Source organism: Pedobacter frigiditerrae, assembly GCF_004331645.1.
GTDB lineage: Bacteria > Bacteroidota > Bacteroidia > Sphingobacteriales > Sphingobacteriaceae > Pedobacter > Pedobacter frigiditerrae.
This window is the reverse complement of sequence record NZ_SJSK01000001.1, coordinates 1,566,498-1,591,003: the sequence shown is the minus strand read 5'-3', so window position 1 is coordinate 1,591,003 and position 24,506 is coordinate 1,566,498. Positions and strand designations below refer to the sequence as shown.

General features: G+C 34.8%; 25 protein-coding genes. 13 read left to right on the top strand and 12 right to left on the bottom strand.

The window, feature by feature from the left end:
- Positions 1–63: 63 nt before the first annotated feature.
- Entirely contained in the window at positions 64–1,767 is a 1,704-nt protein-coding gene (locus EZ428_RS06805) for a M28 family peptidase (protein ID WP_131552334.1), read from the top strand.
- Positions 1,768–1,948: 181 nt separating this feature from the next.
- Complete coding sequence (locus EZ428_RS06800; protein ID WP_131552333.1) at positions 1,949–2,347, top strand: acyl-CoA thioesterase; 399 nt, start codon at positions 1,949–1,951, stop codon at positions 2,345–2,347.
- 58 nt (positions 2,348–2,405) lie between these two features.
- Here the strand turns inward: EZ428_RS06800 and EZ428_RS06795 are convergent, their stop codons facing one another.
- From EZ428_RS06795 to EZ428_RS06780, 4 genes are all read right to left on the bottom strand, one after another.
- Entirely contained in the window at positions 2,406–2,900 is a 495-nt protein-coding gene (locus tag EZ428_RS06795; RefSeq protein ID WP_131552332.1) for a shikimate kinase, read from the bottom strand.
- An 86-nt stretch (positions 2,901–2,986) separates the two neighbouring features.
- The gene (locus tag EZ428_RS06790; RefSeq protein ID WP_131552331.1) at positions 2,987–4,042 is read right to left on the bottom strand and encodes an ABC transporter permease; all 1,056 of its coding nucleotides are present in this window, start codon (positions 4,040–4,042) and stop codon (positions 2,987–2,989) included.
- The gene (locus EZ428_RS06785; protein ID WP_165501723.1) at positions 4,043–5,197 is read right to left on the bottom strand and encodes a BT_3928 family protein; all 1,155 of its coding nucleotides are present in this window, start codon (positions 5,195–5,197) and stop codon (positions 4,043–4,045) included.
- A 48-nt stretch (positions 5,198–5,245) separates the two neighbouring features.
- Positions 5,246–5,788 (bottom strand): DUF1599 domain-containing protein, encoded by a 543-nt coding sequence (locus EZ428_RS06780; RefSeq protein WP_131552330.1) that lies wholly within the window; start codon positions 5,786–5,788, stop codon positions 5,246–5,248.
- Between the two features lie 55 nt (positions 5,789–5,843).
- Between EZ428_RS06780 and folP the strand changes: the two genes are divergently transcribed.
- Positions 5,844–6,701: a dihydropteroate synthase gene (gene folP, locus EZ428_RS06775; protein WP_131552481.1), complete on the top strand. Its 858-nt coding sequence runs from the start codon at positions 5,844–5,846 to the stop codon at positions 6,699–6,701.
- 112 nt (positions 6,702–6,813) lie between these two features.
- Positions 6,814–7,605, top strand: a complete 792-nt coding sequence (cdaA, locus tag EZ428_RS06770; protein WP_131552329.1) for a diadenylate cyclase CdaA — start codon at positions 6,814–6,816, stop codon at positions 7,603–7,605.
- Positions 7,606–8,069: 464 nt separating this feature from the next.
- Here the strand turns inward: cdaA and EZ428_RS06765 are convergent, their stop codons facing one another.
- The 5 genes from EZ428_RS06765 to EZ428_RS06745 form a co-directional block, all read right to left on the bottom strand.
- Positions 8,070–8,480 carry a BrxA/BrxB family bacilliredoxin gene (locus EZ428_RS06765; protein WP_131552328.1) on the bottom strand — a complete coding sequence of 137 codons (411 nt, stop codon included), beginning with the start codon at positions 8,478–8,480 and terminating at the stop codon, positions 8,070–8,072.
- Between the two features lie 150 nt (positions 8,481–8,630).
- Positions 8,631–9,062: a CCC motif membrane protein gene (locus tag EZ428_RS24070; RefSeq protein ID WP_205945618.1), complete on the bottom strand. Its 432-nt coding sequence runs from the start codon at positions 9,060–9,062 to the stop codon at positions 8,631–8,633.
- 4 nt (positions 9,063–9,066) lie between these two features.
- Complete coding sequence (locus tag EZ428_RS06755) at positions 9,067–9,327, bottom strand: DUF2752 domain-containing protein (RefSeq protein ID WP_165501722.1); 261 nt, start codon at positions 9,325–9,327, stop codon at positions 9,067–9,069.
- A 130-nt stretch (positions 9,328–9,457) separates the two neighbouring features.
- On the bottom strand, positions 9,458–10,111 hold the full coding sequence (locus EZ428_RS06750) for a 1-acyl-sn-glycerol-3-phosphate acyltransferase (RefSeq protein WP_131552326.1): 654 nt from the start codon (positions 10,109–10,111) through the stop codon (positions 9,458–9,460).
- Positions 10,101–10,943 (bottom strand): alpha/beta fold hydrolase, encoded by an 843-nt coding sequence (locus tag EZ428_RS06745; protein ID WP_131552325.1) that lies wholly within the window; start codon positions 10,941–10,943, stop codon positions 10,101–10,103. Before EZ428_RS06745 ends, EZ428_RS06750 begins: the two co-directional genes overlap by 11 nt.
- 139 nt (positions 10,944–11,082) lie before the next feature.
- Between EZ428_RS06745 and ahcY the strand changes: the two genes are divergently transcribed.
- The gene (gene ahcY / locus EZ428_RS06740) at positions 11,083–12,399 is read left to right on the top strand and encodes an adenosylhomocysteinase (protein WP_131552324.1); all 1,317 of its coding nucleotides are present in this window, start codon (positions 11,083–11,085) and stop codon (positions 12,397–12,399) included.
- Positions 12,400–12,926: 527 nt separating this feature from the next.
- Here ahcY and EZ428_RS06735 read toward each other — a convergent pair.
- On the bottom strand, positions 12,927–13,583 hold the full coding sequence (locus EZ428_RS06735) for a hypothetical protein (protein ID WP_131552323.1): 657 nt from the start codon (positions 13,581–13,583) through the stop codon (positions 12,927–12,929).
- A gap of 104 nt (positions 13,584–13,687) precedes the next feature.
- Here EZ428_RS06735 and EZ428_RS06730 point away from each other — a divergent pair, with 104 nt between their 5' ends.
- The gene (locus EZ428_RS06730; protein WP_131552322.1) at positions 13,688–14,572 is read left to right on the top strand and encodes a hypothetical protein; all 885 of its coding nucleotides are present in this window, start codon (positions 13,688–13,690) and stop codon (positions 14,570–14,572) included.
- A gap of 67 nt (positions 14,573–14,639) precedes the next feature.
- Entirely contained in the window at positions 14,640–14,993 is a 354-nt protein-coding gene (locus EZ428_RS06725) for a DUF6370 family protein (RefSeq protein WP_131552321.1), read from the top strand.
- A gap of 65 nt (positions 14,994–15,058) precedes the next feature.
- Here EZ428_RS06725 and EZ428_RS06720 read toward each other — a convergent pair whose 3' ends face one another.
- Positions 15,059–16,027 carry a polysaccharide deacetylase family protein gene (locus tag EZ428_RS06720; protein ID WP_225871009.1) on the bottom strand — a complete coding sequence of 323 codons (969 nt, stop codon included), beginning with the start codon at positions 16,025–16,027 and terminating at the stop codon, positions 15,059–15,061.
- A 111-nt stretch (positions 16,028–16,138) separates the two neighbouring features.
- Here EZ428_RS06720 and EZ428_RS06715 point away from each other — a divergent pair, with 111 nt between their 5' ends.
- The 3 genes from EZ428_RS06715 to EZ428_RS06705 all read left to right on the top strand — a co-directional run bounded on the left by EZ428_RS06715 (position 16,139) and on the right by EZ428_RS06705 (position 18,401).
- Positions 16,139–16,858 carry a pyridoxine 5'-phosphate synthase gene (locus EZ428_RS06715; protein WP_131552319.1) on the top strand — a complete coding sequence of 240 codons (720 nt, stop codon included), beginning with the start codon at positions 16,139–16,141 and terminating at the stop codon, positions 16,856–16,858.
- A gap of 71 nt (positions 16,859–16,929) precedes the next feature.
- On the top strand, positions 16,930–17,841 hold the full coding sequence (locus tag EZ428_RS06710) for an EamA family transporter (protein WP_131552318.1): 912 nt from the start codon (positions 16,930–16,932) through the stop codon (positions 17,839–17,841).
- Entirely contained in the window at positions 17,838–18,401 is a 564-nt protein-coding gene (locus tag EZ428_RS06705; protein ID WP_131552317.1) for a hypothetical protein, read from the top strand. The genes EZ428_RS06710 and EZ428_RS06705 overlap by 4 nt, the downstream gene beginning before the upstream one ends.
- Before the next feature lie 103 nt (positions 18,402–18,504).
- On the opposite strand, the gene EZ428_RS06700 is transcribed toward EZ428_RS06705, so the two are convergent.
- Positions 18,505–19,203, bottom strand: a complete 699-nt coding sequence (locus EZ428_RS06700; protein ID WP_131552316.1) for a hypothetical protein — start codon at positions 19,201–19,203, stop codon at positions 18,505–18,507.
- A gap of 159 nt (positions 19,204–19,362) precedes the next feature.
- Here EZ428_RS06700 and gcvP point away from each other — a divergent pair, with 159 nt between their 5' ends.
- The 3 genes from gcvP (at position 19,363) to EZ428_RS06685 (ending at position 24,502) form a co-directional block, all read left to right on the top strand.
- On the top strand, positions 19,363–22,242 hold the full coding sequence (gene gcvP / locus EZ428_RS06695; protein ID WP_131552315.1) for an aminomethyl-transferring glycine dehydrogenase: 2,880 nt from the start codon (positions 19,363–19,365) through the stop codon (positions 22,240–22,242).
- A gap of 785 nt (positions 22,243–23,027) precedes the next feature.
- Positions 23,028–23,564, top strand: coding sequence for a carboxylesterase family protein (locus EZ428_RS24065; protein WP_205945616.1), 537 nt, complete (start codon positions 23,028–23,030; stop codon positions 23,562–23,564).
- A gap of 344 nt (positions 23,565–23,908) precedes the next feature.
- Positions 23,909–24,502 (top strand): YceI family protein, encoded by a 594-nt coding sequence (locus EZ428_RS06685; RefSeq protein ID WP_131552313.1) that lies wholly within the window; start codon positions 23,909–23,911, stop codon positions 24,500–24,502.
- Positions 24,503–24,506: the final 4 nt, after the last annotated feature.

The following is a 24,506-nucleotide window of genomic DNA, read 5'->3' as shown; positions in this document are numbered from 1 at the left end:
TAAGCATTTTCATAATTATTTTTCAGGAATAAACTTATTACCTTTCGGCTTTAGAAACAACCCATGAAAAGAATTCTTTTTTTTGCTTTAATCTTAACGTCCCTTAGTGCATTTGCCCAAACTCAAACTGCTAATTATTTTAACCTCACACGTAATGGTTTCAACGAAAAAAACGCATATGAAACTACTGCTTTTGTAGAAAAATATTTCAGAATACCAGGCAACACTGGATTTAATGCAAGTATCCACCATGTGGAAGAGATATTAAAAAAAGCTGGTTATGTTGAGCAAAAAACTAATGAGTTTGAGTCTCCAATGACTTATCGTATTGAAAAACGCCCAATGAACAGAAATACTTGGGAACCAGTAAATGCAAGTGTTACCATTGTTGGCGAGTCATTACCACTAATTGCCTATCAAACTAATCGGAATATGATTCCAATCAATTGCCCATCAACAGCTGTTGGTGGAATTACAGCAGAAGTAATTTTTGTAGGTAAGGGAGCTGCTGCAGACTTGGAAGGCAAAGATTTAAAAGGAAAAATTGTATTTGCTGATGCAGCTGCAGGAAGGTTAATCTCAATAGCCACAAAAGCTGGTGCGATTGGCGTTATGGGTTATTCGGTTCCAAAATATAACCAACCAGAAAAACACCAAACTTCTATTTCTTTTGGAAGTATGCCAGCAAATGCAGCAATTTGGTCGCTATTTTTATCTTATGGAGTAAAAGAAAAATTGAAAGCTGCTTGTTTAAAAGGAAAAGTAGAATTGAAAGTAAATATCGAAACTAAGATTTACCAAGCTGAAGAATTAACCATTGTTGCTAATGTAAAAGGAAGCGTAAAACCTGATGAACGTTTTGTTTATAGCGCTCACGTACAAGAACCAGGGGCAAATGATAATGCAACAGGAGTTGGCGCTTTGGCAGAAATGGCAAGGGTAACTGCTACATTAATTAAATCTGGCAAATTAAAACCTCAACGTACTTTAACATTTTTATGGGGCGATGAAATTGTATCTACCAGAAGATATATTACTGAAGATACCACAAGAGCAAAAGGAATTTTATGGGGGATGAGTTTAGATATGGTTGGCGAAGACACCGAAAAAACTGGCGGCACTTTTTTATTGGAGAAAATGCCAGACCCTTCAGCAATTTGGACTCGTGGAACAGATAAACACAGTGAGTGGGGTGCTGGTGATGTGAAAGAGAAAGACCTTTTCCCTCATTACTACAATGATTTCATTTTTGACATTTGCAAAGCACAAGGCAAATTTGCCAATTGGGTAGTTAACTACAATCCTTTTGAAGGTGGAAGTGACCACACGCCTTTTTTACAGAATAAAATTCCGGGTTTGTTGATGTGGCATTTTACAGATGTATTTTACCATACCGATAATGATAGGATAGGTGCAGTTTCAAGCCAGACAATGAAAAATGTGGGTATTTGTGCATTAACCGCTGCTTATACTTTAGTTACTGCTGATGAAAATACCGCCTCGGCTACTGTTGCTCAAGTAAAAAATGATGCATTAGTTCGCTTAAAAACAGAGTTTGAATTAAGCAAAAAAGCTATCGCCGATGGCAAATCAGTTACTGATGAAAAACATATCATTGAGGTTTGGGGTAAATACTATACCGACGCATTAGCAACTATTGGAACCATGGCTGTTGCTCCAAAAACCACTAGAATAGGTTCTACAATTAAAGTTGCTGTTTTAGCAGTTGAAAAACAGACGCAGGTTTATTTGAGTGAGTTGAAGTAGTCTTGATTAGGATTTTTTGGATGGGATGATTTTAGGATTTACCTAAGTATATCGTCTTTGCGAGGCTCTGTTTTTTCACAGGCCGAAGCAATCTCATTGCAGTTTTTTTAATAATGGATATGACGCTTTATATACGAATGTGCTTATCCAATTTCTTATCTTAGCTTAAATCTCAAAGCTTATGAATTTTCACACACGGAAATGGATCAAACCCGAAGACTTAAACCCTAACGGAGGATTATTTGGTGGCAGCCTTTTAAAATGGATTGATGAAGAAGCCGCAATTTATGCAATTGTGCAATTAGAAAATCCGAAGGTAGTAACTAAATATATGTCTGAAATTAACTTTGTAAGTTCCGGAAAACTTGGAGACATTATTGAGTTGGGAATAACAGCTACATCATTCGGTACAACTTCTATCACTATGTGTTGCGAAGTAAGAAACAAAATTACCCGTAAGAGTATTTTAACAATCGATAAAATTGTCTTTGTAAACATTAACGATTACGGTGAACCAACTCCACACGGCAAAACAAAGATTAAATATATTGAAGAGCAGTTTGATGATATGACTAAGTAGTATTGAGTCGAGAGGCCGCAGTTCAAGCTAACAATTGAGCAATAAAACAATCCAACAATTATTCCAACCGTTCTTCCAAAGTTTCCGCATCCAAATCAAAGGCGTTGATAATTAATTGCGCCTTAGTATAAAATGGGTCTCTTTCTGCAAGTTTCTTTTCAATAAAAGCTAAAAGTTGCTCATCATCAAAATCCTTTATCAATGGCCTTTTTTGGCGATTATGCAAACGTGAAACCAACATGGAAGGTTCCATGTGCAAATAAACAGTTTTGCCATTTTCGTTCATCCATTCCATGTTATCAAAAAAGCAAGGTAAACCTCCGCCAGTTGCCACAACACATATATCTGGATATGGATAAGTTTTTAAAGTTCTACTCTCCAATTCCCTGAATGAAGCTTCTCCGTAAGCCTCAAAATATTCGGCAATGGTTTTCTCTTCTTGCGCTACAATTACGGCGTCTAAATCAATTACTGGACATTCTAATCTCGCAGCTAACTGTTTTGCCTTGGTACTTTTCCCGCAGCCCATGAATCCGATGAGGAAGACTTTCATTTTATTGTTTAATTGGTTAACTGTTTAATTGGTTAATTGCATTTCGATTAACCGTTTAAACAATTTATACGGTTAACCTCTCTAATTTAGCTTAGCTTCACCCTCGGGTCTACCCAGGCATATAATAAATCCACTAATATATTTACAACTACAAACACAAAGGCGATGAATAATATAGAACCCATTACCACCGGGAAATCAGACATTTCTAAAGCAGTAACTGTTGTTCGGCCTAGGCCATTATAACCAAAAATATATTCCACAAAAAACGAACCCGCCAACAAAGAAGCGAACCAACCAGAAATTGCCGTAATAACTGGATTTAAGGCATTCCTCAAAGCGTGTTTGTAAATTATAGCATATCTGCCTAATCCTTTTGCCCTAGCAGTGCGGATGTAATCTTGAGCCAATACATCTAGCATCGCGCTGCGTGTTAATTGAACTATGATGGCTAACGGCCTTAAACCCAGAGTAATCATTGGCAACCATAAGTTTTTCCAAGTGATAATTTGCCCTTTAAATGGGTCGTAGCTATATAAACTACCACTCATATTTAAACCTGTATAATCTGCCAATAGAAACCCAAATAACCAAGCGATAATAATCCCTGCAAAAAAGGATGGAGCTGAAATACCCAAAATTGCAAACGCATTTGCTGCATTATCAATCCAAGTTCCCTGATGTACTGCCGAAACAACACCCAATAGAACACCTATCAAAGTGGCAAAAATCATCGCAGTAAGCGCTAGTACAAACGTATTTGGTACCGTTTCTGAAAGGATAGTCGTCACATCTCTTTTGGTTTGATAAGATCTTCTCAAATAAGGCACTTTAATTACAATAGCATCATTTCCTACTCTAAAAAGCTTCTGGTAATGATATTTCTCCTGATTTTCAGCTGTAAGGGGATGAATACTTATTGGAGATAAATCATTGATATAAAGAAAAAACTGTACAGGCTTAGAACGGTCTAAACCAAATTCTTTCCTCACTGCATCTAGAGATTGTACATCAGAACGCTGACCCATTGTCATTCTTGCTGGATCACCAGGTAAAATATTAAATAGCACAAACACCACTAAAATTACACCTCCCATTACTGCGAAGCCATAAAGTAATTTTCTTAGTGCATATGCTCCCATTTATTTAGTGAAGTATTTTTCTGATAATTTATCGAATGAAGGTAAAGTATGGAAATGCCATTTATTAACGATTACCCCATTTTTCAACAATAAAACACCAGGATTTGCCCTTACCATGCTTTTCAGCGGAACAGCATCAGCGTAGAATACTTCAGCAAAAAGTTTGTTCTTTTTACTAAAGGCATCAGCATCTTGTGCAGAATTTGAGGTTAACAAAACTGTTCTAATGTTAAATTGGTCTGTTGCATTTAAAGCTAAAGCATTAATTTCTTGAACTGCCTTTTCATTGGCATCCTTTAAATTATAAGCTACAACCACCAAATTGTAGTAAGGATTTTCAACAATTTCTTTGGTGTAATCTGTTCCCGATGCATCCGTAATTAGCAAATCCTTTATTTTGATATCGTAGCCTTTTTTAATTAGTTTCCTGTCAGGAGTACCAACCACTTCCCAGTTTTCATCCTTCCAAATTTCTTGAGCCATGTAATCTTTATCGCTCATTGTTTTGGTTTCGTTAGTTTTCTTGTTTTTAAGTTGGTACATGATCAAGTACTCATCTTGTGCCGCACCTGGCGGAAGTTTCATAGATTCGGGAATGCTTGAACCAACTTTATAAGGCAGAAAATCTATTATAGGAAGAAAATTATAGGTAAAACCTCCAAATAACAATGAGGCAGCAAAGACTCCTATAGCCAATCCTTTTTGCAATTTTGCATTAGTGGTTATTGGATTTATTTTTTCTCTGTTGATAAATAGGTAAACAATCAATACTAAAAGGATTAAATCTTTAGTAAATGATTGCCAAGGTGTTAGTGGAATAGCATCTCCAAAGCAACCACAAGAGGTTACCACTTTAAATGCGGCAGATACAAATGTCAGGAAAGTAAAAAAGATAATTAACCCAAGCAGACCCTTTGTAACTTGATTTCTCCAAAAGCCAAACAGCAACAATGCACCTAAAACAATTTCTAAAACACATAAAATGATGGCAATACCCGTTGCCCAATTGTTTAAGAAATCTATATGAAAAACTTCAAAGTATTCTTGTAGTTTATAGCCAAAGCCAAGTGGGTCATTAGCCTTGATTAGACCAGAAAAGGTGAATAAAATTCCGACAAACCACCTAGAGAAATTTAAAGCTATTTTTTGCAACATATTGGTTAATTGATTAATCGTTGAAATCGGTTAACTGTAAGCTTAGAACTATTTAACGCCGAGTTTAATCAAGGCGAAAACTGCATAGTTTAACATATCCTGGTAATTAGCTTTTACACCTTCAGAAACTACAGTTTGACCTGAGTTATCCTCTATTTGTTTAACTCTCAATATCTTCATTAATATTAGATCTGTTAATGAACTAATTCTCATATCCCTCCAAGCCTCGCCGTAATCATGGTTTTTAGCAAACATCAATTCTTTGGTTTCATTAACTCTTTTATCAAAAAGATTTTCAACCAATTCAACTTCCATTTCATTCGGGTCACTCTCAGTTAAATCTAATTGAAGCATTGCAATTACACAGTAATTTACAATCCCAATATATTCAGAAGTAATGTCCTCTCCTACTTTAGAAACTTTCTTTTCTTCGAGCGTGCGAATGCGTTGCGCTTTGATAAAAATTTGGTCGGTTATAGACGAAGGTCTAAGAATGCGCCAGGCTGTCCCATAATCTTTTGTCTTCTTTAAAAAAAGCGATTTACATACCGCTATTACGCTATCGTACTCGTGTGATGTGTTTACTGCCAAAACAATTAAAATATTTAGTTTAAAGCTATTTTAATACCTATTTTTGTATCAAATGATGGCTAAAGATACATTTTTAAACCGAAAAGTAACACTAAATAGCAAAGGGAAACTGATAGATTTAAGTGCTCCAGCAGTAATGGCGATCTTAAATATTACCCCTGATTCATTTTATGGCAACAGCCGAATAAGCAACGTTGATGAGGCTTTAAAAAGGACTGAAAAATTCATACACGAAGGTGCAAAATTTATAGACATTGGTGCTTACTCTTCTCGTCCAGGTGCAGCGGATGTTAGTGAAGATGAAGAATTGCAAAGGTTAATTCCTATAGTTGAGGCAATTGTCAAAGAATTTCCTGAAACATTAATTTCGATAGATACATTTAGAGCTAAAGCTGCAAAAGACAGCATCAATGCGGGTGCCCATCTAATTAATGATATTTCTGCTGGCAATTTAGATAGCGTCATGTTTGAAACAGTTGCCAAATTACAAGTCCCTTATGTAATGATGCACATGAAAGGAACTCCGCAAAACATGCAGCAAGATCCAACTTATGAAAATGTAACATTGGAGGTTTTGAATTATTTCTCTGAAAAAATCTCTACGTTAAAAAAATTGGGGGTAAAGGACATCATTATCGACCCGGGTTTTGGCTTTGCAAAAACAATAACCCACAACTATGAAGTTTTACAACAGCTGCAAAGTTTTTCAATTTTTGAGTTACCAATTTTAGTAGGCTTTTCTAGAAAATCGATGATAACTAAGGTATTGAATAATAAATCAACCGATGCTTTGAACGGAACAAGCATATTAAATACCGCAGCTTTGCTAAAAGGAGCTTCAATTTTGAGAGTTCATGATGTAAAAGAGGCCATTGAGTGCATAAAATTGACAGAAAGAATTAAAAACCCTTAATCAGTTGCTCATATTTTCATTTCGACAAACATTTTAAGAGCAAATTTCATTTTTACCGAATAATACCGTTTTTTAATTGATTAAAACCCTTTAATTGATTAACTTAGGCACAATGAAAGGCCTTGATTTTGATTTTCTGAAATTTACGTGGATTAGTGCAATTGATATCATCGTTGTAGCCATATTAATCTATTACATTTACAGCTTAATCAAAAACACGCTTGCAGTAAATCTACTGCTCGGATTGCTCATCATATTCTTGTTTTACCATTTGGTGAAAAGCCTTCATATGGATTTGTTGTCTGCCATTATCAACAAGTTTATGGCAGTTGGCATCATGGCATTGGTTATTATTTTCCAACCAGAGATTAGGAGGTTTTTATTACATATTGGAAAAAGCACATCCTTACAAAAAAATAAGGCTTGGTGGGGTTATTTATTTGGCAGCAAAGATTTAGAACGTGATAACCTGATTAGAATTAAGCCAATTATAGATGCTTGCAAGAGTATGAAAAAAACACGTACGGGGGCTTTAATTGTTTTCGTTAAGTTTTATGATGATGAGCTTTTTAATAACAGTTGTGAAATCATCGATTCAAAAATTTCAAAAAGACTTTTGGAAAGTATATTCCAAAAATATAGTCCGTTACATGATGGCGCTGTAGTTATAGCTGAGAATAAAATTAAGAGCGCCAGTTGTATTTTACCATTAACGGATAACGATAAATTACCAACCCATTTTGGCCTAAGGCACAGAGCAGGAATTGGGGTTTCTGAAACTACAGATGCTGTTGCTGTTATTATTTCTGAAGAAACTGGCGAAATTGCCTATGCCAAACAAGGCAGGGTAAGAATGAACGTCTCTTTCGGGGAGCTAGAGAAGTTGTTGAATAAAGATTTTTAAAGAAATTAAGCATAAAAAGCGTCTGGGGAGAATTATACGCCTAGTTTCTTCTCCATACAAAGGCATTAGAGCTCAGTGCCAATTTCACCCATTTCCTCTTACCTAATAAGCTAAGGCATTTGGATGTTAACAAGCCCAGCCCTTCGCCAAGACTCCTCCTCACAAGCCAGGAATCAATAACCATAGACTGAACAACCAATCATTAAATTCCCGCAGGTATCTTGTGTTGTTAAAGGAGGACAATCTATTAGTTTAGCTATAGTGGTAATAGTACCATCTTACGTCCATCCTTCGTTCATCTTACGTTCATCCTTCGTTTAAATAGGCTTTGTGAATTAGCCTTATCGGCTTTAAGCCAAGAGTTTGTTAGCGAAAAACCCATCTTGCACAACAAGATGGGTTTTTTATTATCTGTGAAATCACCTCAATCCCTGCCTACCGGCAGGCGAGGGTGTAATCAATCTTTAACAATATTGCTCAAAAGCACCAATTAAGCTGTCAGCTATCATTTGTGCTGGGCGACCTTCAATTTGATGACGCTCAATCATATGAACCAATTTACCATCTTTAAATAATGCCATAGAAGGAGATGATGGAGGGAAAGGCATCATGTAACCTCTTGCTTTATCAACAGCTTCTTTTTCCATACCAGCAAAAACTGTTACCAATTTATCTGGGTGTTTAGCGTTTGCCGCAGCAATTTTAGCTGCTGGGCGAGCATTTGCTGCTGCGCAACCACATACAGAGTTTACTACAACAAACACAGTTCCTTCGCCTTTAATTGCACTATCAACTGCTTCTGCAGATTTCAATTCTTCAAAACCTACGTTTGTTAACTCAGCACGCATAGGTTCTACTAAATATTCTGGATACATCTTTTTCTCTTTTATTAATTAATACGCAAAGATAATAAAGATTATGCGCTAAAATTTATTGCATCATAAAATAACAATCTGCTGACTTACAGGTAAAAGAAAAGGGATGCCAATATGCTTGCCATCCCTCATTATTTAATAGTTAAATAATTATTTCATGTTTTCTATTAACTCTTTAGCAAAGTTAGGGTCTTGTATAAATGCAAAACCATAAATAGCAATAATTAGGATTATAATTAATAAATATAAACTACCTAACACGGTCCCTATTATACCACAAACCTTACCTGCTTTAGCATTTTTTAATGAGGATTCTGTATAAGCATTTGGATTTAAGTGGAATTTCTTTATCTCACCAGCACCTAAAACCCAAGCTACAATACCCAATATTAAACCTAAAATACCATAACAGCAACAACCCGGAATAGAAAGGATTCCTAAAATCAATGCAATAGTTGCATTTGGTAAATTTTGCTGCATACCATTAAATCCTCCGCTGTGTGGAAATGGATTGTTTTGTGGTGGAACTGGCGGTTGAATTGGTTTTGGCGTTTCTTGTGGTTCTAGTTGCTCTTCAGACATAGCGTTAAATTAATTGATGTGTAAATATTTTATAAATATAATTGATTAGGATAATGATAGCTACAAATCCGACTGCTATTTTTATAATTTGTGCACCAGACCTAAAATCAGCTTTTAAATGAACTAAAGTAAAACCAATCAAAAATAAAAAAGGAATTGTGGCAGGGTAAAGCTTAAAAGAACTTATCAAATCTCCGTGCATTAATGCAATAATGGAGCGTTGTAAACCGCAGCCTGGGCAATCTATGCCAAATGTTTGTTTCATTGGACAAGTCAGCAAATGATTTTGCAACCAATGTATAAAACCATTGTCCTCAGTAACCATCATTAAACAAATAATAAAACTGGTGTCACCATTCAATACGAAATAATACTTTAAGCTTGCTTAAAATGTGTTAAACTCTATTTTTAAATCTAAACTGTTTTTTAATTGAGGCTTGGTGATGTTGATTAATATCGTTTGTTAATTTTTCGAGATTAAAATCGTGGTTAGTTCCGCAATTTAAGCCATAAAAGGTAACGGATGGCTTTAAGCTCTCAAAATATTCTATCATATTCGAGCTCCAAATCAACTGACAGTTGCCCTTTACTCTTTTCAAAATCTCGGCAATACCTGGTTTAACATTAATATAATCTACATGACAAGATTCTAAATCGCCCTGCGGAAACAATACAAAAATATGTCCGGGTTCATTTAAAATTTCTGCTGCATAATCTAAGCTCTCACTTACCGATTTTGTACCTGGAGCAATAGAAAAACACCCAATTCGTCTAAGCCACATATGTTTTTTCATCTGGGCTTCTAAAGACATCATGTAAAATCCTTTTAAATTAGGCTCTAACTTATAAATAGATTTTAAGCAAAAGTAACAAGCAAAAAAACCATCCCAAAACCCAAAATGGTTACACATATAAATATACGAATGACCTTTCAGCACTTCTGCATCATAAATTTTTAGCTTATTAAATTTCCAGCCCATGAACCAGTTTAAAATTCTACCTAAAAAAAGTATGGTTTTCGGACTAAATGGTTTTGCCTTAATTATCATAAATTAAACTGTAAATTTTTGAGGGTAGGTTTTTATTAACCATATCATGGTCTTCATCTAAAGTAGTTTTGCTTCCAAAATTTAACTGTGGTATTATTTCATCAGCTAGGTGCTGTGGGTACATTTTATCTCGTTCGCCAAATACAAAGTAACACTTCACATGATTAAGGTTTAGTGCTTTAATTAAATCACTTGGTTTAGTTTCTAAATGACGGAGGTAAGTAACATTTGCATAAAATGCATAACGCAATTCGGCAGTTGCCATTTCCTTTTGTAAAATATGATAACTTTTCAAATCAAAAATCCTGATTTTTCTGAATAAATTTAGTGCAATGCTAATACCATGCTCACTTAAAAAAAGTTTCCTGAAAAATAAGTTTGCAAGCTTGTTTTTAGCGAAAATCTTAATAATAGTTAAGGTTTTTAAAAACGCAGGTGCTAATATAAATAGGTTATCTATTCTTTTCGCTTCAAACTCTGCAAGCACGCTAGCATAATAAGTACCTAATGAATAACTCATTACACAAAACCTATCAATTTGATGAGCATCGCAAAAATCCATAATCAGCCTACAAAACTCAACTTTCGAAATTCCTTTTTTCAAATGCTCAATAGACTGATTTTGCAGCTCAGTTTCTTTATGAAAAAAAAGGTCGAAACCATAAAAAGTATATTCGGCCCCAAACTTCTCTTCTAGAATAGAGAACTGCTTGCCGTGCATACCAAAACCATGAAAACACAGCATCGCCTTTGGCCCATTGCCAAATTTATAATAATGTAAATTAACAAGCGAATGGTTGAAAAAATGGTCGGTCATTGAAAAATTAGCCATTATACCGTAAAAGTAAAGGAAATATTTTATTGTTTATTTTATTGTCAGTTTAAAATAAGGTTTAATCTTCTAACAGCTACTTTTTTGTTATTGATAAGGGAATGGTTTACCTTTGCATCATATTTAAAAACGAATAATTATGTCATCAGTAGAGACAACTTACGTTCCTTACAAAGTTAAGGACATTTCACTGGCAGAATGGGGCCGTAAAGAAATCGGATTAGCAGAGGCAGAAATGCCAGGCTTGATGAGTTTACGTAAAGAATTCGGACCATCTAAACCTTTAGCAGGCGCTCGTATTGCGGGCTGTTTGCACATGACCATTCAAACTGCAGTTTTAATTGAAACCTTGGTAGAATTAGGGGCAGAAGTTACTTGGTCCTCATGTAACATTTTCTCAACTCAAGACCACGCTGCTGCTGCAATTGCTGCTGCTGGCATTCAAGTTTATGCTTGGAAAGGCTTAAACGAAGTTGATTTTGATTGGTGTATTGAACAAACTTTACATTTCGGTCCAGATCGCAAACCATTAAATATGATTTTAGATGATGGTGGCGATTTAACAAATATGGTATTCGATAAATATCCTGAGCTTATTGCAGCTATTAAAGGTTTATCTGAAGAAACTACAACTGGTGTACACCGTTTATACGAAAGAATGAAAAACGGAACATTGCACTTACCAGCAATTAACGTTAACGATTCTGTAACTAAATCTAAATTCGATAACAAATACGGATGTCGCGAATCATTAGTAGACGCAATTCGTCGTGCTACAGATGTAATGATGGCTGGTAAAGTAGCTGTTGTTTGCGGTTATGGCGATGTAGGTAAAGGTTCTGCAGAATCTTTAAGCTCACAAGGTGTACGCGTAATTGTTACTGAAATTGACCCAATTTGTGCTTTACAAGCTGCAATGGAAGGTTATGAAGTTAAACGTTTAGACACTGCAATTAAAGAAGCAGATATCGTTGTAACTACAACTGGTAACTGCGATATCGTTCGTGAAAAACACTTCAGGGCATTAAAAGACAAAGCTATCGTTTGTAACATCGGTCACTTCGATAACGAAATTGACATGGCTTGGTTAAATGGTGCTTATGGCGATACTAAAGTTGAAATTAAACCACAAGTTGACAAATATACTATCGATGGTAAAGACGTAATCGTTTTGGCTGAAGGTCGTTTGGTTAACTTAGGTTGCGCAACTGGTCACCCAAGTTTTGTAATGAGTAACTCATTTACTAACCAAACTTTGGCTCAATTAGAACTTTGGACTAACCCAGGTAAATACGAAAACAAAGTTTATGTGTTACCTAAACATTTAGACGAAAAAGTTGCTCGCTTACACTTAGAAAAAATCGGTGTAGAATTAGACGTTTTGGATCAACACCAAGCAGATTATATCGGTGTTGCAGTAGAAGGTCCTTTCAAACCAGACACTTATAGATACTAAACCCCAAACCCCCAAAGGGGCTTACGAGTTACATAAAGAGACGTGCATTTTGCATGTCTCTTTTTTATTTTTAACCATATAAGAAATATAAGGCCATGTAAGCATACCTGCCTGCCGCAGTTGGTATTTACTTAAATGCCTTTTATGGTAAGTTTTTATTAGAAAAAGTTTGTCAGTAGCTCTTCGGTTAGTTTAGCCCTTCTGTCCGCTTTACTTCATTTCATTTCGTGCCCGCTACCATAAGGTTTATTTAACAAAGCAAATCGTCCTTGGTACAGCTCATAGTCGCAATAACTATACGGATAAACCCTCCTTTTCCTTCAGCTAAAGCAGATGGCAAAGAGTAGCAATAAATTGGCAACGATAAAATTTCATTGCCGTTGGCTTCAGCCAACGGATAAAAACAGAATACAATTCGGCTTTAGCCACATTATTTTACAAAACTTTAATTTTTCTGAAACTAAAAAACCCGCATTTGCCTCATTTAACTAATCAACTCAAAATTTCACTAATTGCATAGCTCAATTTCAATTAATAGGAAAATCGTTTGTAGTTTGAACTATTTTTTGATATGTAGTTGTATCCAATAATCCAATAGAAACATTTTCTATAATTTTCCTATATCTTCCAATTTTAGGATCCCAAACAATGAGGTGAACATCATTTTTCACATTAGGGTAAACCTTAAAATTTAAGATGACATCGTTAGAAGTTCCTTTGAGAAAATATGAAGTTTTCCATGAATGAACGGAGATTTCTCCAATCGGATTACTTAAAATTTTTAAATCTAATTTTAGGTTACTTAACTCTATAGCAGATAAAATCACTGAATTTTTAACACCAGGATTTAATTTAACCGAATTTTTTCTTTCATAGTTTTTATCATAATAAGATATTTCGACATCATAACCAATATAATTACCATCAGATACAAAGGACATATTGAAGTCTCCTTTTAAATCAGTTTTAGCACCTATCACAGAGTCTGCACATAGCCTACTACCATTCATGCTATTTATTCTACAGCCATAAATAACTACAGAGGCGTTGGCCAATCGCTTATTTTTAGCACTATCTATAGCAAAGCCCGAAACTGAGGTTGCAATTCCCGGCTTGACTTTTTTACAGGTAACAAGAACTATTGAAGAGACTAAAACAATAATAGACAGCGCAATAACTTTCATTTATCTAATATATCAATTATTCATAATTAACACTTCATTTTATAAATAATTGGGGTCCTTTGAACCTTAAAACCTATATTTGCTTCATTCTGATTCATAAAACAATGAAGAATTTTATATTTTTTATAGCTTTTGTCTTAACAAACTCAATAGCATTTTCACAGTTACCACCAAAAGTTGAGAATGATAAAATGTTCGGCAAAGGTTGCTATTATTTTAAGCAGATTCCTAAAGGTGGTAGTTTCAATAATGTTTTGGTACTTATCCCAGGTTTAGGGGAACACCCCTATTCAGTTAGCGCACAAACAACAATTCTTCAAGAAGCAGAAAAAAATGGCATTGCCATAGTAATTGTAAATCTAAGCCCGAATAATGAAAGCTTAGCAATAGACGATAATTCTATTGCTAAACTTGAAAAAATGATTAATCATTTTTATGAGCAAGAAAAAATTTCTTCAACAGTTCGACTATTTATAGGAGGCTTTTCTATTGGTGGCACTACAGCATTAAAATTTTACACTCAAAAGCATAGCAAATTTAAAATTTATAAAATATTTGCAATTGACCCACCACTAGATATGGTCAGGCTACGAAAATCGCTTACCAAGGGCAGAGAGAAAAGTGTGATTATGAAATTGGATTCTATCAACACCGATAAACAATTACCTGAAAACGGTTTAAAAAGACTATCAGTGTATAATCCAGATTTTACCATCACAGCATCATTACCAGATTATAACTTAACCGCATTAAGGATTTATTGCGAACCTGATATTTTATGGTGGATAAAAAATAGAAATATGGATCTATCAGATATGAATGTAACTGATTGCGCTGGCTATATTAACAAGTTACTCCTGAAAAATCAAAATCAAAAAGTTGAATTAATATTAACACAAAATAAAGGTGTAAGAAATGGCAATCAAGTTCATCCTCATTCTTGGAGCATTGCCGAGCCAATTGACCTAATAAAATGGTTACTTAATTAAAATCCATTGCCTCTCTTGAACCTTAAAAGCTTACATTTGTCTTAATCAAACTTAATATCTAAAAAATATGAAAGCCTTAATATTTGCATTATTACTAACATCATTCGGTTTTGTAGCAAATGCTCAAACTAAAACTCAAAAAACAACTAAACAACAAGCATCTCAACAACTAAACTCAAAAACTGTAGAAATTGCCTGTGGTGAGTGTAAATTTAACATGAAAGGTAAAAGTTGTGACTTAGCCATCCGTATTGATGGAAAATCATACTTTGTAGATGGGAAAAGTGTAGATGATTTTGGAGATGCCCACGATGAGAAACACGGCTTTTGTAATGTAATCAGCAAAGCAACCGTAACAGGAGAAATTGTGAATAATCGTTTTAAAGCAAAAACAATTACTTTATTGCCAGAGAAGAAATAGTCTAACGCCAAAGCTTCCCAAGTTTTCTTGGCATCTTTGTGTCTTAGTGGCAAATTCATTTTACATTATTTTTCTAATTCTTTCTCCAATCCTTGTCTTAAATCGAACATTAGCCATTGTTTGTTTTTCACGTCAATTTGTTTGGTTTTTAGCAGCTGGATAAAATCTTTTACACCAAATTCTTCATTTCCATTACCGTGAATTAAAACAATACTACCAGCGTTTGGTGTTTGGCCTTTTGCCAACCAGGCATCACTTCCAATAGGTATTAAACCATAAGCTATGGTCTTTTCTACCACTTGTTGGTCAGAAACTAAACCAGGGAAGCGAAAAAATAAAGAAGGAATTAATCCATTCTTTAGCATCAGTTTCTCATTCTCTAAAACTTCGATAGCTAAATCTGTGTTTTTTGCCAATAGAAAATTTTCAGCCAATGGCAAACTATTTACTTCGTGATTGTACGAATGGTTTATCCACGTAATATCCAGTTCCTTTTGTGAAACCATTTTTTTTAGCCATTTCAAATCCTCTTGATGTTTTAACACCCATTTACCAGAAGCAGAAACTGCCAATGGTACAGGTTGCTCAATCTTCTTAAATTCATTAATCAACGACTGAAAAATAATTCTATCTAGATTTTTATGCGAAGGGCATAAATCAATGGTTAAAGTAATCCCCTTTTCTCTTGGAATGGCATGGTCTATACCTGCATTTTGCATTTGCCTATCGTTTTTCAATGCTATGTCCATCGCTTGTATATAAACTGATTTTTTGAATATCGCCTGTACATTTCCAAAATCTAAATTAGAAAGAGAATAATGACCCGCTAATTCCACCTTTGTATTTAGGTTATGTGGATCAACCAACAACAAATATTTCTGATTGTCATTTACAAAACTTCTTATGGCAATTAATCTTTCAGTTCCTTTTATAGCCAAAGCATAATTTACCTTATAGCGTTTAATGTTGCCAAAATTTTGAGCAAAAACATTAATCGAAAGAAATAAGAAAAACAGTAAAAACTTAGGTTTCATCATTCAAATATAAACACATCCTCCAATTATTACTTTGCGCTCTTCGCGTTCTTTGCGGTTAATACCTTCTATGGTGTTTAGTCTTTCAGCTTAAACCACTATCTTTGCACCATGACAAAATTATCAGTCAATATTAACAAAATTGCAACTTTGCGCAACAGCAGAGGTGGCAATAACCCTGATTTAGTTAAAGTAGCTTTAGACTGTGAGCGTTTTGGCGCACAAGGAATTACTGTACATCCTCGTCCAGACGAACGCCACATTCGTTACCAAGATACATTCGATTTAAAAGCCGTAATTGCAACAGAATTTAATATCGAAGGTAATTGCAAGGAACAAAAATTCATCGACCTTGTATTAGCCAATAAGCCAGCACAAGTAACTTTAGTGCCAGATGTGTTAGGTCAAATCACTTCAAACCATGGTTGGGATACTATTACAGAACATGTTTATTTGAAAGAAATGGTAACATTATTTCAAAATTCGGGCATTCGTGTTTCCATTTTTGTAGACCCAATTATTGAAATGGTTGAAGGAGCTTTGGCAACTGGAACAGATAGAATAGAATTATATACTGAAGCTTACGCAAGTGGGTTTCATCAAGATAAGGAAAGCGCTATTGCTCCTTATGTCGCCGCAGCAAAAAAAGCAAATGAATTAGGTTTAGGCATTAATGCTGGTCACGATTTAGATTTAGACAACCTCAAATATTTTGCTCAAAACATTCCAAATCTTTTAGAAGTGTCAATCGGCCATGCCTTAATAAGCGATGCCTTATACTTTGGATTAGAAAACACCATCCAACTTTATTTAAAGCAACTGAACCCCTAAATCCCCTAAAGGGGGCTTAAAATATGGACGAATTTATTAAACAAATTTCCCCTTTAGGGGATTAAGGGGTTATGCTCAAAGGTATAATCCTTGTTCTTTTTGGTGCCTGTAGTTTTGGCATCCTCTCTACATTTGTAAAACTAGCTTATGCAGATGGTTATTCGCTAAGCGATGTTACAGGAACCCAAGCTTTTTTGGGCGCTATTTTACTATGGTTGGGCTATTTAATCCAAACAAAAATAGGAAAGAAGGTTTACCCTAAATCTAAAACACATTGGTTTAAATTATTAGCTGCGGGTACATTTACTGGCTTGGTAAGTATGTTTTATTATCAATGCGTTAAGTTAGTGCCAGCTTCTTTAGCCATTATTTTATTAATGCAATTTGTGTGGATTAGTGTTTTATTAGAGCTTTTCATTTATAAAAAGAAGCCTAACAAAATGCAAATATTGGCTATAGTAGTTATACTCTTCGGAACTGTTTTAGCTAGTGGTTACCTAAAAACCAGTGCTAACCAAATTAATCTAGAAGGAATAATATTCGGAATGTTAGCTGCGCTTTGTTATGCCATATTTTTAATGTTAAATGGTAAACTCGGCAATGATTATCCACCGTTAAAAAAGAGTGCATTAATGATTACTGGTGCTTGTGTTTTAATATTCATCGCTTTGCCACCTACATTTTTAATTAATGGAGCCCTAACAGGCAGTTTATTAAAATGGGGAATTATTCTTGCTGTTTTTGGCACTTTCATTCCTCCACTTTGTTTTGCAGCAGGAATCCCAAAGGTTGGTTTAACCTTAAGTTCTATTTTAAGTTCTGTTGAGTTACCAGTTGCTGTCATGATGAGTAGTTTAATTTTACACGAGGAAGTAAACTTAATGAGATGGTTAGGTGTTGTGATCATATTAAGTGCACTAATTCTTCCAAATTTGGAAATGATAAAAAAGCCAAATATCTTTAAGAAAAAACCTTTGCTATGAAATATAGAGCTTTTGCTATTTTAACTTTATTCGTTATTGCTTTTAGCGGATGTAAAGATGTTGCCAAAATTAATGCCGATGAAGCTGGCGAAGTAATTACTGAATATTTAACCGCAAACCCAGAATATAAAACTGGTCGTTTTAATTTCGGAGAGTTGAAGTTTAACAGTCAAAAAGACATGCTGGAACTTGAGAAATATAAAACCTTGGCAAGTGATGGCTATGTTTCATTGGCTTTACAAGAATCAAAAAAGAAATTCCTTTCTAAAGATAGTAGCTTTGTTTATATCATTAAATTAACCGATAAAGCAAGTGATTTAGTATTGAAACAAGATGAAGATAAAGCAACCGTTAAAGTGGTTACTTATGAATTGGCCAGTGAAAAACCTGTTAATTTTAACCGGGTGAATGATAATAATGCAAAAGTAACCGTATCATTAAAAAAAGTAAATACCCCTTTTTCATCTTTCCAAAAAAATGCTGATGACAATAGCAATTTCATAACCAAAACCTATCGCTTAAAGCTACATAAAGAAGAAGGCTGGAAAGTAGTGAAATAAGGTAGAAGGTTGATGGTTTAGATACAAAAACAAACAACTAACTCTTTTTATGGTTCATTCCCTAAAATTCATTAAAAAAGAAGGTTCAAAACAGCTGATTTTTTTAATTTTTGAACAACTCTTTTATAACATTTCTTTCAACTGGTTTTTCAGGACTTTCCCTATCATATAATGCAGCAAAATAGAAATCATTACCATTTTTATAAATAGCTATTTGCAAGGAGAATTTCTTAGTAAGAAAACTTCTTTTATTGATTGCAAACTCGACTTGTTTGGCATCAGCAAAAGCAGCCAAACCACTTACATTAGATAAATTAAAGATTAAAATATTTTTTTCATCTAACCTCTCACTCAAAACGTCTCCAGAATAGTTAATTTTTAATTGCTTTAAAGGTTTTATGTCATTTTGGGCAACTGAAAATCTAAACGAACTAGTTTTATAAGAAGCATCGTAAATCACATCCTGTGTTAAATCATAATCATCTGATTTCATTAAAGTAAAAACCTCAGAGATGGATTTTGTTTTTTCGGGCTTCAGGTTTTTAATTTTATAAACCACTAAATCATAATTTTTACCAACTACATAACCTCCAACAACATCCCTTTTTGCGTTACCATAAAAAGTAAAAGTATTAGAAAAGCGATCTGGGTTTAGAAACAAATCTGCGTAAGCAAAATCTCTAGTAGGCATTTTACTCGCTACAACATTTTTTGACAATTTTTTAACCGAAAAAATATTAGAAATGACAACATATCCTAATACAATAATAGCAATGGCAAATAGTACTCTTCTTAAATTCATTCACAAATCTAATTATAATACTTTGAACCAATCTTAAACAAACGTTTGTGTAAAAAAACTACTAAACAAATAGGCTTTAATGGCTAAAAAACAACACAATTCGTAACAATAATAGTTACCAATTTCTTACCTTTGCGGCAACTTATTTTTATCAACTGCATGAGTTTAAATATCCATTACCAAGAAGACTTTCAAGACCGTCATATTGCCCCAAACGCGGAAGATACAGCGGCTATGCTACAAACTGTTGGCGTAAAATCTATTGATGAATTGATTGAACAAACCGTTCCTCAAAAGATAAGGTTAAAACAACCTTTAAATTTACCAAAAGCAAAGTCTGAAATAGAATATTTAACAAGCTTAAAACAAACAGCTTCGTTAAACAAGGTTTTCAAATCTTACATTGGTCAAGGTTATTACGATACCTTAACCCCTGGCGTAATTTTACGTAACGTAATGGAAAACCCAGGGTGGTATACACAATACACTCCTTATCAAGCAGAAATTGCACAAGGTCGTTTACAAGCTTTGTTAAATTTCCAAACCATGGTTATCGATTTAACCGGAATGGAAATTGCCAATGCATCTTTATTAGATGAAGGTACAGCAGCTGCAGAAGCTATGTTTATGCAATACAGCTTGCGTAAAGACCAAAAAGCCACTAAATATTTTGTGTCTGACCTAGTTTTTGCTCAAACCATTGATATTTTAAAAACTCGTGCTAATCCATTCGGTATAGAATTGGTAATTGGTAACCACCAAGAATTTACTGCAACCGACGAGTTTTTCGGTGCAATTGTACAATACCCAGCAGGTAACGGCGAAGTATATGATTATACAACTTTCGCTGCCAACCTACACGCAAAAAACATCAAATTAACTGTTATTGCAGATTTATTGAGCTTAACCTTATTAACTCCTCCAGGAGAATGGGGAGCAGATGTTGTTGTGGGTACTACGCAACGTTTTGGTGTTCCAATGGGATTTGGTGGTCCACACGCTGCATATTTTTCAACTAAAGACGAGTACAAACGTTCCATTCCTGGCCGTATTATCGGTGTAACTATCGATAGCAATAACAACTACGCTTTACGTATGGCTTTGCAAACTCGCGAGCAACATATCCGTAGAGACAAAGCGACTTCAAATATCTGTACTGCCCAAGCTTTATTGGCAATCATGGCTGGGTTTTATGCAGTTTATCACGGTCCAAAAGGATTAAAATTAATTGCTGAACGTACCCACGGGTTAACCGTTACTTTAGCACAATCACTTTCGGCAATTGGATATAACGTTTTAAGTAAATCTTATTTCGACACCATTCAATTAGATTTAGGTGATTTAACAGGTTCTATCCACAAAGAATGTTTAGATAATAATATCAACCTAAATTATAACGGAAACTTAGTAAGCATCGCTTTAGATGAAACTGTTTCTTATGAAGATGTAAAATTATTAGTTCGCATTTTCTCTAAAGTAAAGGCTATTTCATCTGATAATTTAACAATTGCAGAGAACGTTGAAACTACAATTCCTGCAAACTTGCGACGTGCTTCTGCTTATTTAACGCATCCAATTTTCACATCTCATCATTCAGAACATGAAATGTTGCGTTACATTAAATCATTAGAAACTAAAGACCTTTCACTTTGTCACTCTATGATTGCCTTAGGTTCATGTACAATGAAATTAAATGCAACCAGCGAAATGATTCCGGTTACTTGGCCAGAGTTTGGCAAAGTGCATCCATTTGCACCAGCCGACCAGGTTTTAGGTTATTACACTGTATTTGATGAATTAGACAAATGGTTAAGTGAAATCACTGGTTTTGCGGCAATGAGCTTACAACCAAATGCTGGTGCTCAAGGTGAGTATGCTGGTTTGATGGTGATCAGAGCTTATCACCAAGATAGAGGCGACCATCACCGTAACATCGCTTTAATTCCTGCATCTGCTCACGGTACAAATCCCGCTTCTGCTGCTATGGCAGGAATGAAGATTATTGTAGTTAAATCTTTAGAAAATGGAAACATTGATGTTGAAGATTTAAAAGCAAAAGCTGCTGAACACGCAGAAAACCTTTCTTGTTTGATGGTAACTTATCCATCTACTCACGGTGTGTTCGAAGAAAGTATCATTGATATTTGTGAAACTATTCACCAACACGGTGGACAGGTTTACATGGATGGCGCTAACATGAATGCACAAGTTGGTTTAACAAGCCCTGCAAATATTGGCGCAGACGTTTGCCACTTAAACTTGCACAAAACATTCTGTATTCCACATGGTGGAGGTGGTCCTGGAATGGGTCCAATCGGCGTAGCTGCTCACTTAGTGAAATATTTACCTGGTCACGCAGTTGTTGATATTAACAATGAAAAGTCTATCCCAGCTGTTTCTTCAGCTCCTTGGGGTTCTGCTTCAATTTTAATTATCTCTCACGCCTACATCGCCATGATGGGTGGCGAAGGCTTAACTGATGCTACTAAATACGCAATCCTAAACGCTAACTATATGAAAGCTCGTTTAGAAGCGCATTATCCTGTTTTATATTCTGGTGCTCAAGGTCGTTGTGCACACGAAATGATTTTAGATTGTAGAGGTTTCAAAAACTTCGGCATCGAAGTGGTTGATATTGCCAAACGTTTAATGGATTATGGTTTCCATGCTCCAACAGTTTCTTTCCCAGTAGCAGGAACGTTAATGGTTGAACCAACAGAAAGCGAGCCTAAACATGAGTTAGATCGTTTCTGCGATGCATTAATTGCCATTAGAAATGAGATTTCTGCCATAGAAAACGGAAACTTAGATAAAGTAGATAATCCACTTAAAAATGCACCTCACACTTCTGCAGTGGTAACTGCAAATGATTGGGAACATAGCTACAGCCGTCAAACTGCAGCATTCCCATTGCCTTATGTTGCTGCTTATAAATTCTGGCCATCTGTTGGCAGAGTAAATGACAGCCATGGAGATAGGTCGTTAATTTGTGCTTGTCCTCCTTTAGAAAGTTACATGGAAGAAGAAGCGATGGCATAGGGATTTACGATCGTAGATTTTTGATTTACGATTGCCCCTAAAGTTTGTCACCCTGACTTGTGCCGATTTTACATCGGTAGCTTGTCGAAGGACTTGCAAAAAACAAATACCAATAGCTCGAACACAATGTTCGGGCTATTTTTTTGCAATTCATCCCTTATTTTTTGTCATTCTGAGCATCGCGAAGAATCTATAAAGTGAGATGGTTAAATCACTTCCCTTGGTTGGTGGCTCACCAACTCAAATAAATATAAATAGCTCAGATAAAAGTTCGAGGTATTTTTTGAAAAGCAGTTTCAGCATTTCATTTCAATGTTAGTCCTGCTGTTCGCTTTACTTCGGAGTAACCGCAAGGATTATCCCTACGTGCTCGCTACCATCAGAGTTAACAAACAAAGAGCTGCATTTTTAACAATAACTACTTAAAAAAATAAGCGAGAAATATTAGCATTTGAATTATCTTCGGGCACATCTTATAAAATTCCATGCAAAACACATTTAAGCCCATTACATTATTCTTGTTATTTCTTATTGCTACCCTTTCTTGTTTTGCTCAAACTCAAAATTACAACCACACCAAAGTTGATAGTTTAACTTTTATTGAAACAAGAAAAACTTTAAATAACCTACCTACAACAAAATTTGAAAAGCGAAATTTTAAACAAGGGAAAAAACAGCTACCCTATCGCCTGTTATTACCAAAAAATTATACGGGCACTGGGAAATACCCATTGGTTATAACCTTTCATAATTCCACGAGAATTGGCAATGACAACGAAAACCAATTGGAACCTTTATCCCGTATTTGGCTTAGAGAAGAAATTTATGCTAAATATAAATGTTTTGTCTTAGCGCCACAATTTGACAAACGTTCATCAAATTATTCAGAAAATGAAGATGGCGTTTTAATTTCAAAGCCTTCTGAAGATGTCGCTATGGTTTTGGAACTCATAAAAACTTTAGAAAAAGAATACCCCAACATTGATAAAAGCAGAATTTATTTAATCGGCTATTCAATGGGTGCGTCAACTGCTCAAAATATTTTAAATAGAGAACCAAAAATATTCGCAGGAATGGTATCTATTGCAGCAGTTCCAGATTACTCGAACCTAAAGGGAATAAAAAATAAAAACATATGGCTTATTCACGGACAAAAAGATATTGAAAACTCATATAAAGGAAGTGTTGAATTATTCAAAAGACTTAAAAAATCTAAAAAAACAATCTTTACCACATTTTTAGAACTAGACCATAACAATATAAATATTCCATTTCTGTTAAATGAGGAAATTCCTCAATGGTTATTTCAGCACAGAAACTAAATTTGTGATTATAAAGGATACCTGAGTTTCATTTGAACCAACAATTGTGATTTAAACCCGTCGAGATTGCTATCGGGAGAAATGAAAAGCCTGCCTACCGTACAGGCAGGCGGGACTAACCTAAATAATAGTGCTGTTATTGCCCCAAAGGGATGCCTTTGGCACTTTTCAAACCATCGTAAAAAACAATTTACATCTTCCCTACAAATCATTAAACCTTTTTAAGCAAATTTACTCCAACAAAAACGCTGTTATATTTAAGGATCTAAAAATGAAATCTTAACATATGATAACTTTTACCTAAAACAATTTAAATACCTTTACAAAAATTAAAAAACTTTCAGATGAAATTAAAAATCACTTCAATCTTATTATTAGCTGTTGTAGCTAGTTTTGTTGCTTTTACTCCAAAAGCAGACGTTTATAAAATAGACCTTACTCAATCGAGCATTTCTTGGGAAGGTAAAAAATTTGCTGGCTCACACACTGGTACAGTTGACTTAACTTCAGGTAACTTAGACTTTAATGGCAAAAAATTAGCAGGTGGTGGCTTTGTTGCTAATATGACTACCATAAAAACTATGGATGGAGGAACTAAACCAAATGCAGGATTAGACAAACACTTAAAGGCTGATGACTTTTTTGGTGTTGAGAAATTTCCAGCTGCTAACTTTGTAGTTAAAAAAGTAACTGGTAACGGTGCTGCTGTTAACGTAACTGGAGATTTAACCATTAAAGGTATTACTCAATCAGTAACTTTCCCTGCTACTTTAGTTTGGAATGCTGATAAATCAGTTACAGCAACTGCAGAAAAAATCGTTATCGATAGAACTAAATTTGGTATCCAATTTAAATCTAAATCAGTTTTTGCTAACATCGGTGATAACTTTATTTATGATGAATTTACAATTTCAGTAAAATTAGTAGCTAAAAAATAAGCTC

What these genes read in the sequence shown, in the direction of transcription:
- EZ428_RS06765 (WP_131552328.1), bottom strand. Translation starts at nt 8,480, where the DNA reads ATGTATCCAGAATATTTAGTAGAACCTATGCGTGCTGAGTTAACAAAC.
- EZ428_RS06785 (WP_165501723.1), bottom strand. Translation starts at nt 5,197, where the DNA reads ATGTTGCAAAAAATAGCTTTAAATTTCTCTAGGTGGTTTGTCGGAATT.
- cdaA (WP_131552329.1), top strand. Translation starts at nt 6,814, where the DNA reads ATGAAAGGCCTTGATTTTGATTTTCTGAAATTTACGTGGATTAGTGCA.
- EZ428_RS06750 (WP_131552326.1), bottom strand. Translation starts at nt 10,111, where the DNA reads ATGATAATTAAGGCAAAACCATTTAGTCCGAAAACCATACTTTTTTTA.
- EZ428_RS06795 (WP_131552332.1), bottom strand. Translation starts at nt 2,900, where the DNA reads ATGAAAGTCTTCCTCATCGGATTCATGGGCTGCGGGAAAAGTACCAAG.
- EZ428_RS06685 (WP_131552313.1), top strand. Translation starts at nt 23,909, where the DNA reads ATGAAATTAAAAATCACTTCAATCTTATTATTAGCTGTTGTAGCTAGT.
- EZ428_RS06755 (WP_165501722.1), bottom strand. Translation starts at nt 9,327, where the DNA reads ATGAAACAAACATTTGGCATAGATTGCCCAGGCTGCGGTTTACAACGC.
- gcvP (WP_131552315.1), top strand. Translation starts at nt 19,363, where the DNA reads ATGAGTTTAAATATCCATTACCAAGAAGACTTTCAAGACCGTCATATT.
- EZ428_RS06700 (WP_131552316.1), bottom strand. Translation starts at nt 19,203, where the DNA reads ATGAATTTAAGAAGAGTACTATTTGCCATTGCTATTATTGTATTAGGA.
- EZ428_RS06800 (WP_131552333.1), top strand. Translation starts at nt 1,949, where the DNA reads ATGAATTTTCACACACGGAAATGGATCAAACCCGAAGACTTAAACCCT.
- EZ428_RS06710 (WP_131552318.1), top strand. Translation starts at nt 16,930, where the DNA reads ATGCTCAAAGGTATAATCCTTGTTCTTTTTGGTGCCTGTAGTTTTGGC.
- EZ428_RS06720 (WP_225871009.1), bottom strand. Translation starts at nt 16,027, where the DNA reads ATGAAACCTAAGTTTTTACTGTTTTTCTTATTTCTTTCGATTAATGTT.
- EZ428_RS06805 (WP_131552334.1), top strand. Translation starts at nt 64, where the DNA reads ATGAAAAGAATTCTTTTTTTTGCTTTAATCTTAACGTCCCTTAGTGCA.
- EZ428_RS06715 (WP_131552319.1), top strand. Translation starts at nt 16,139, where the DNA reads ATGACAAAATTATCAGTCAATATTAACAAAATTGCAACTTTGCGCAAC.
- EZ428_RS06745 (WP_131552325.1), bottom strand. Translation starts at nt 10,943, where the DNA reads ATGGCTAATTTTTCAATGACCGACCATTTTTTCAACCATTCGCTTGTT.
- EZ428_RS06725 (WP_131552321.1), top strand. Translation starts at nt 14,640, where the DNA reads ATGAAAGCCTTAATATTTGCATTATTACTAACATCATTCGGTTTTGTA.
- folP (WP_131552481.1), top strand. Translation starts at nt 5,844, where the DNA reads ATGGCTAAAGATACATTTTTAAACCGAAAAGTAACACTAAATAGCAAA.
- EZ428_RS24070 (WP_205945618.1), bottom strand. Translation starts at nt 9,062, where the DNA reads ATGTCTGAAGAGCAACTAGAACCACAAGAAACGCCAAAACCAATTCAA.
- ahcY (WP_131552324.1), top strand. Translation starts at nt 11,083, where the DNA reads ATGTCATCAGTAGAGACAACTTACGTTCCTTACAAAGTTAAGGACATT.
- EZ428_RS06730 (WP_131552322.1), top strand. Translation starts at nt 13,688, where the DNA reads ATGAAGAATTTTATATTTTTTATAGCTTTTGTCTTAACAAACTCAATA.
- EZ428_RS06705 (WP_131552317.1), top strand. Translation starts at nt 17,838, where the DNA reads ATGAAATATAGAGCTTTTGCTATTTTAACTTTATTCGTTATTGCTTTT.
- EZ428_RS06735 (WP_131552323.1), bottom strand. Translation starts at nt 13,583, where the DNA reads ATGAAAGTTATTGCGCTGTCTATTATTGTTTTAGTCTCTTCAATAGTT.
- EZ428_RS06790 (WP_131552331.1), bottom strand. Translation starts at nt 4,042, where the DNA reads ATGGGAGCATATGCACTAAGAAAATTACTTTATGGCTTCGCAGTAATG.